5 protein-coding genes are annotated in these 7,999 nt (G+C 41.5%); 4 read left to right on the top strand and 1 reads right to left on the bottom strand.

Annotated features, from left to right (window positions below):
- Positions 1-688 precede the first annotated feature (688 nt).
- A complete protein-coding gene (locus IQ211_RS05915) occupies positions 689-2,089 on the top strand; it encodes a tryptophanase (protein ID WP_189758636.1) in 1,401 nt (466 codons plus the stop codon).
- Between the two features lie 734 nt (positions 2,090-2,823).
- Complete coding sequence (locus tag IQ211_RS05910) at positions 2,824-4,257, top strand: 4-hydroxyphenylacetate 3-hydroxylase family protein (protein WP_189758637.1); 1,434 nt, start codon at positions 2,824-2,826, stop codon at positions 4,255-4,257.
- Positions 4,258-4,805: 548 nt separating this feature from the next.
- Here the strand turns inward: IQ211_RS05910 and queG are convergent.
- On the bottom strand, positions 4,806-5,963 hold the full coding sequence (queG, locus tag IQ211_RS05905) for a tRNA epoxyqueuosine(34) reductase QueG (RefSeq protein WP_189758638.1): 1,158 nt from the start codon (positions 5,961-5,963) through the stop codon (positions 4,806-4,808).
- A 206-nt stretch (positions 5,964-6,169) separates the two neighbouring features.
- On the opposite strand from queG, the gene tsaE reads away from it, so the two are divergent.
- A complete protein-coding gene (gene tsaE / locus IQ211_RS05900; protein WP_189758639.1) occupies positions 6,170-6,634 on the top strand; it encodes a tRNA (adenosine(37)-N6)-threonylcarbamoyltransferase complex ATPase subunit type 1 TsaE in 465 nt (154 codons plus the stop codon).
- 14 nt (positions 6,635-6,648) lie between these two features.
- Positions 6,649-7,956, top strand: a complete 1,308-nt coding sequence (gene amiB / locus IQ211_RS05895; RefSeq protein ID WP_399494424.1) for an N-acetylmuramoyl-L-alanine amidase AmiB — start codon at positions 6,649-6,651, stop codon at positions 7,954-7,956.
- The last annotated feature ends 43 nt before the right edge of the window (positions 7,957-7,999 follow it).

The following is a 7,999-nucleotide window of genomic DNA, read 5'->3' as shown; positions in this document are numbered from 1 at the left end:
AGTTATGGCATACTTGACGTGCAGGCATAGCAGTGACCCTATTGACTTGGTGGAACAATCAGTAGATCACACAACGCTATGCTTGTCTATTTTCTGGGGATTCCTCAGCGCGAAGCGGGGAGAAACAATATGCATCTTGAAGTGAGATGGGTATACAACTTGTTGCCCACAGACTAAATACCTCACCGGAAATGCATGACTGTGTGACAAAGTCATCGGGACTTTTATCGAAATAGAATATTCTGTTTATACCAATCCAACTTCAAATTCCAGCTTGCAAATCAATGTGATTGTTTATATCTCCCCGCATAGCGGGGAGATATAAGGCGCATCTTGAAAGACGATTGGTATATACCATTATTAATTGTCAGGGGGATGTTATAATTTGATATAGCATTTATTTCAGATTCAATAGAGTATGTCAAAGAATATATTCATAAATATGGTGATCGTGGTTTGAACACAATCAAACATATACCAATCTAACCTCAAAGTGCATGTGATTTCTTCCCGCGAAGCGGGGAAGAAATCAGGTTTCATAAAATGTTGTAAATTGACGTTTAATGCGTATATTTTGAATAAAAATAAAAAAATTGATCTTAGTGATGAGCAAGTTTCTGTCCTGAAGTCGTATTTATTCATGTGGCAATAGCATCTTAATAGTAATCATTATCTGAGGTGAAAAGTTATGTCGAGATCTATCCCAGAACCCTGGCGTATTAAAATGGTTGAACCAATTAGAATGACAACCAAAGCTCAACGTAAAAGTGCATTGATAGAAGCCGGATTAAATCCCTTTATTTTAAAATCAGAAGATGTATTTATTGATCTACTCACCGATAGTGGAACAGGTGCTATGAGCGATCGGCAATGGGCCAATATGTTTTTAGGTGATGAAGCTTATGCTGGTAGTAAGAGTTATTATCTATTATCACAGACTGTTGAGCAATTATTTGATTTTCAATATACAATCCCTGTGCATCAAGGTCGAGGAGCGGAACAAATACTATTTCCATTACTTGTGGAGTTAGCGAAAGAAAAAGGTGCTTCTGAGCCTGTCTTTTTATCTAATCACCATTTTGATACAACAAAAGCCCATGTAGAGATAGCCGGAGCCAAAGCTAAGAACTTAATTTGTGCTTCTTCCTTGCAAACAGAAATTGTGGATGATTGGAAAGGTAATTTTGATTTAAATAAATTGTCCAATGAAATCAAACATAATTGCAAGAATATTGTTGCCATCATTATTACAATTACATGTAATAGTGTGGGGGGACAACCAATTTCTATGGGGAATATTCACTCTGCTGCCAGAATGGCGCGTGATTCTGGTATTCCAGTTATTATTGATGCTGCTCGATTTGCAGAAAATGCCTATTTTATTAAACAAAGGGATAGCCAGTTTTCTCACGAAAGCATCTCCAAGATAGTTAAAGAAATGTTTAGTGAGGCGGATATATTCACTATGTCTGCAAAGAAAGATGGTATGGTGAATATTGGAGGCTTATGTTGCTTCCGTAATAATGAATCTTTATTTAGACAAGCTCAGACAAGATGTGTCCCAATGGAAGGATTCATAACATATGGAGGGTTGGCAGGACGTGATATGGCAGCAATGGCCATTGGATTGCAGGAAGCACTGAATGAAGATCATTTACGCAGTCGAATAGCTCAAGTTGAATATTTGGGACATAAATTACAACAATCAGGTATTCCTATCCAAACTCCTGTTGGGGGACATGCTGTATTTGTTGATGCGCGTAAAATATTGCCTGATATTAAACCGGAAAATTTCCCTGCTCAAGTTCTTTGTAATGCCTTGTATTTAGAAAGCGGCGTCAGAGCAGTCGAAATAGGCTCATTAATGATGGGAAGAGATCCTATGACAGGACAGCAGGAACCTTCATTATTTGAATTTATGAGATTAACTATCCCGCGCCGAACTTATACTGATAATCATATGAATTACGTCGCTGATTCACTTATTGATGTTGTTAAAAAAGCTGACATGTTAAAACCGCTTGAATTTGAATATGAACCCAAAATATTAAGACAATTTACCGCTCGTTTCAGGGAAATTGAACGTTGATGAGGCGTTAAGAATGAAAAGTACAATGTATTCTGCATAGGGAAAAATCACACACATCTTGACGTTAGATTGGTATATAGCTCAAATAATATTGTGATGTATCTCATGAAGGTTAGACACTGAAATTATTTCCTTATATTATTAAGTGGATTTAATAATCATGTCTTAAAAAAATAACTTTCGTTAATTAAGCTAATCCATCTATACCCAATGAATTTCAAGCTACAGCTTACAAATCAATGTGATTGTTTATATCTCCCTGCGTAGCGGGGAGATATAAGACGCATCTTGAAATATGATTGGTATATTATTCATTATCACGGTAGCGTTAGAATTTGATGTCGCTTTTCTGGTTAATTCACAGGAATATTTCAGTGCATTGAAAAGTAAAGTTTTTTGTTAGCACTGGAAAGGTAATGTTCCCCATTGAGATCTTGCGCCTGTAGAATAATGGCAAGTAGGTTTTCATGGCATTCATAGATTCTTGCTCTTTGCGATATTAATATCTGGATTGTCGTTATGCTCGTTCTAAATAGGGGCAATTATCTTCGTGTATTCATCGCTGGTGCTGATTAAAAAAACTCTTTTCTTAACCTTTTAAAAATCGTAGCTAAAGAGCGTTTCAAAATGGCAGGAGTATTCCTTATCCCGCGCTCCGCGCGGGGGTAAGGCACTCCAACATCTAATACTCTCAGTATTATGAAAACTTATTTAGCGATAGGAGTATAAAAAAGATGATAAGAACTGGAGAAAGATATCTTGATGATTTGCGTGATGGCCGAACCATTTTTATTAATGGGGAGAAGATCACTAATCATGTGGATCATCCAGCGTTTAAGAATGCCATTAGATCGGTTGCAAACTTATATGATTATAAAGTTGAACATGCCGATAAGATGACTTTTAAGACCGAAACAGGCGAGCAGATTGGCCTGTATTGGCAATTACCATCTACACCGGAAAAATTAATTGCTCGTGGTCAGGCTGCATATGAATGGGCTAAACAGACAGTGGGTTGGCTTGGAAGAAGCCCTGATTATGTCGCATCGGCGCTTACCGGAATGATAACGCATATTGAGTTATTTGAATCTTATTCACAAGAACGGGCCGATGCTTTGCGAAATTATTTTTCCTATGCGAGTGAGAAAGATCTTTATTTGACTTATGCGTTGATTAACCCACAAGGCGACCGTTCAAAAACACCTGGTGAGCATACTAAGAATATTTATCACACTCTTGGTGTAGTGGAAAAGAATGCTAAGGGAATTGTTGTCAGAGGGGCAAAAATGTTGGCAACAGGAGCGGCTCTGGCAGATGAAGTTTTGGTTGGTACACATTATCCCTTTAAACAGGGCATTGATGAGCGATATGCACTTTCTTTCGCTCTGCCACTTAATACCAAAGGCATCAAAATCATTTCAAGAAAATCTTACGAATTAGGGGCAAATCCCAAGGATTATCCACTATCGTCTCGGTTCGATGAAAATGATTCAATGATCTATTTTGATGATGTGCTGGTACCTTGGGAAAGGGTATTTGTCTTCGAAGACATTGAAATGTGCCTCACGCAGTTAGACTCAACGGCAACAGAAGTGATGATGGATACCCAAAGCTTGGCTCGTTACGCTGTTAAGTTGCATTTTTTGGCTGGCCTGGCTCAGGCGATGGCTGAAACAAACGGTGTTGAGCAGATCCCTGCGGTGAAGGAATCACTTGCACAGTTAGCCTGCTATGCAATGAATGTCGAAGGGCTTTTCAATAGCGTGTTCCATTGTCCCAAAGTTTATAACGGGTTTTATATACCGGATAAAACACTGCTTTACACCTATCGGGTTATCTCGCAGTCAATATATCCCAAGGTATTAGAAACGATAAGGAAATTAGCTGGTGGTGGCATTTTGATGTTGCCATCAAGTGAGGCAGATTTAGAAAATAGCGAAATTTTAGGCATCATTGAGAAAACCCAATATTCGTCAATTGCTACTCCTGTCGAAAGGGTCAGGTTGATGAAGTTAGTGTGGGATGCGGTTGGATCAGAGTTTGCTTCAAGGCATCTCCAATATGAGTTGTTTTATGCGGGAGCCCCTTATCAGACGTTAGGACGTCTTTACAATCAGTACGATTGGGAAGCGTCCAGAGCATTGGTGGAGAAGATAAGAATACTTTAATTTGGGGCATGAAGGCGTAGTCAGTAAGGAAAATGAGTAAGGAAAGGGAAAGGTGCCAGCGTGGAATGTTGGCACTTATTGCAAACTCCACCCAAAATAAATTGTTGATAAAGCGCTTGCTATCCTGCCCCAACAGGTCCATAATGCCGCCTCATTTTTGGGTGGGTAGAGGAAAATTTCTCCACTAGCGTCTAGAATGGATGAGTGGGCTATTATTTTGCTGCTGATTTCTGGTGTGCGTGACTAGAACTCAATTCTTGTTTTTTATCCACAGTTTTTAACATTATCACCCTATTTAGTCACCTGATGATACTCTACTTGTTACACAGAGTTATCCACAGGAGGCATCTTTGTGTTTGCTTTTTTTGACTTATCATTCATAACAACAGTTCAAACTTAACTTATTGATTAATTAAAGTAATTAACCTAATTTAAAAAAAACATGATCAACATCTATTCTCTGTTTGTTAGTTGATCAGCATAGTATTTTTATTTTATTCACAAGGAAATGAACGGCTTTTTTTACCAAAAATTTAGGTGGTTAATTATTAGGCATCTCTGGGTAAGCCTTTGGTGATCGCTCTTATCAATCGTTTTTGTTGTGAGGTTTGAACCTCAATGGCATTAACATTCCGGCGGGCCATTTGTTGGCTTATCGCCCAGTGGATATGTTCATCCAAAACTTCACTTAAGCCGAACCTTTTTTCCAATGCTAACACGATGTCGTCTTGATACGGGGCATTACCCAGGGCGACGGAAATGTTACGTAACCAGCGCAAATATCCAATACGGCGAATTGCCGAGCCTTCCGTGATACGCAGAAATTTTTCCTCGCTCCAATTGAATAGTTCTAGCAGGTCAGGGGTGTGCAGTGCGGCACGTGGGCTAAAGTCAGCTTCATCTGTTAATTGAGAAAAACGGTTCCAGGGGCAAATAAGCTGGCAATCATCGCAGCCATAAATCCGGTTACCCATCAGTGGGCGAAATTCTTCTGGGATGGCACCTTCTAATTCAATGGTCAGATAAGAGATGCAGCGTCGGGCATCAATGGTGTAAGGCTCAACAATGGCACCGGTTGGGCAAGTTGTCATGCAGGCTACGCAGCGTCCGCATTGTTCCTCTTGTGGAATATCAATGGGCAGGGGAAGATTAATCAGTAATTCACCAAGGAAAAACCACGAGCCAGATTCACGATTTAATATAAGTGAGTGTTTACCAACCCAGCCAAGCCCCGCTTTTTCTGCCAGGGGACGTTCCATAATCGGAGCGGAATCGACAAAAGGTCGAAAATTCAAAGTTCCCTGATATTCATGAGTGCTGCAATATTCTTGGATCTTGTCGCCCAGCTTTTTGAGACGCTGACGCAGCAGTTTATGATAGTCTCGGCCCAACGAATAGCGGCTAATATAACCCATTTGTGGATTGTTAAGCGTACTGGCAAATGCTGCCTTAGCAGGCAGATAATTCATGCGTACACTGATAACCCGCAAAGTCCCTGGCAGAAGCTCGTGGGGACGGGCGCGCATCATACCGTGACGAGCCATCCAGTCCATTTCGCCATGATATTGCTTATCAAGCCATTCCTGTAGCTTTGGTTCTTCTGCCGATAAATCGGTGTCACAAATGCCGACTTGCTGGAAGCCAAGGGAAAGGCCCCATTGTTTGATGTTGGTTGCCAAAAGATTCAGATCGAGGAGGGTTGCCATGAAATATCAAATTACTGCTGAAAGAGGAGGTTTAGCTTAACACAGCGGGAATTGAATACAAAAAATGCGGTATATAGTTGTTACGGTAGCACAGAAGAGACTAAATGATAATGTCTGAATTATGTTATGGTTACGGGTTAAGCTATTTAACTGATATGTCTACCTGATTAGTTTCTCATTCAATCAATCAAAACAGATATTTTTCAATGAAAGAACTCGTTTTATCACTTCCAAATGAAAATGCCACAGTTGCATTAGGTAATGCAGTGGCGGCAGTTGGCGATCGCGGCTATGTTATTTATCTATATGGTGATCTTGGTGCGGGAAAAACCACATTCAGCCGTGGTTTTCTGCAAGCTCTCGGCCATCAGGGGCATGTGAAGAGTCCGACTTATACGCTAGTCGAGCCTTATGCCTTACAACCACGGCCTGTCTACCATTTTGATCTTTACCGTCTGGCTGATCCTGAAGAGCTGGAATTTATGGGAATTCGGGATTATTTCCATCAGGACTCTATTTGTCTGGTGGAGTGGCCTCAACAGGGTGCTGGCGTTTTGCCTGATGCAGATATTGAGTTGCACCTGAGTTATGACAGTGAAGGGCGCCAGGCACGTTTTGTTGCGTTATCTGAATATGGTGAAAGTCTGTTGGATAATTTGAAGTCCTTATGAAGGAATACCCGACCATGATGAATGCCTTTTTCGTGGATGTGATAAAAAAATGGCGAGCCTATTGGGTAATGGCCTGTGTTTTGTTTTTCATGTTAAGCCAGCTGGTTATGACGACAGCGTCGGCGGCTACGCTGTCGAATATTCATGTGAAGAATGCTCCAGCTGAGGCCGTAGTAACGCTGGAATTCGCTGGCGGGCATCCTGATTATCGGTTCTTTTCTTTGCATTCTCCTGAACGGTTGGTGGTAGACATTCGCCAACCTGGTAAAGTTATTGGATTACCAATGCTTTTATCCGGCCAGAATCTGGTAAAACGGGTTCGCTCCAGCCAGCCACCTGATTCACATCATCAGCGGGTGGTGTTGGAATTGGTACATAAGGCTACAGTGACCTCTACGGTGAAAAATGTCGGCAATAAATCGCAAGTGGTGATGACACTAAAAGCCCATGGAGTAGCGAAAAATTCACCTGTATCGAATCATCATGCCCTACAAAATGAAAGTAAGCGATTACTTACAAATAATGCTCAACTGACGGGAAAAGAGACTCAGCCAGCCTCGAACCACCGTGAGCAAAGTGTGAAAAAGCAGTCTGCACAAGGAAGAGTATCTCATCCGATTGTTGTTGCTATTGATGCGGGGCATGGAGGGCAAGATCCTGGGGCGATTGGGCAACGGGGGTTGAAAGAAAAAAATGTCACGATTAATGTTGCTCGTAAATTGGAAGTCCTTTTACGTAACGATCCCATGTTCACGCCTGTGTTGACGCGAAATGGCGATTATTTTATCTCTGTGGCAGGACGCTCTGAAGTCGCCCGTAAACATAAAGCCAATATACTGGTATCAATTCATGCCGATGCCGCTCCCAATCGCAGTGCCAGAGGTGCTTCTGTCTGGGTGCTCTCCAACCGCCGTGCAAACAGTGAATTGGGGAACTGGTTGGAGCAGCATGAAAAACAATCGGAATTACTGGGCGGTGCCGGCGATGCTCTCGCCAATGGCACAGATCCGTATCTGAGTAAGGCCGTGCTGGATTTGCAATTTGGGCATTCACAGCGGGTTGGTTATGACGTCGCCATGCAGGTGTTGAGTCAGCTATCCAGAATTGGTTCTCTGCATAAACGTACACCAGAACATGCAAGCCTTGGTGTTTTGCGCTCGCCGGATATTCCGTCCATTTTAGTGGAAACCGGTTTTATCAGTAACGTATCTGAAGAAACGTTATTAGGCTCCAGTCAGTATCAGGAAAAACTGGCACAGGCTATTCATGCGGGATTACGTCACTATTTTCTGGCCAATCCATTGCAGTCTGCACCAAAGTAACCAAATATAGCCTATCAAGGCTCTGAACTGTAAGTAAGGTCAC

Origin of the sequence: Xenorhabdus griffiniae, from assembly GCF_015163655.1 — a bacterium.
Classification (GTDB): Bacteria; Pseudomonadota; Gammaproteobacteria; order Enterobacterales; family Enterobacteriaceae; genus Xenorhabdus; species Xenorhabdus griffiniae.
Note: the sequence above shows the minus strand (reverse complement) of the source record. Positions and strands in the feature narration are given on the sequence as shown.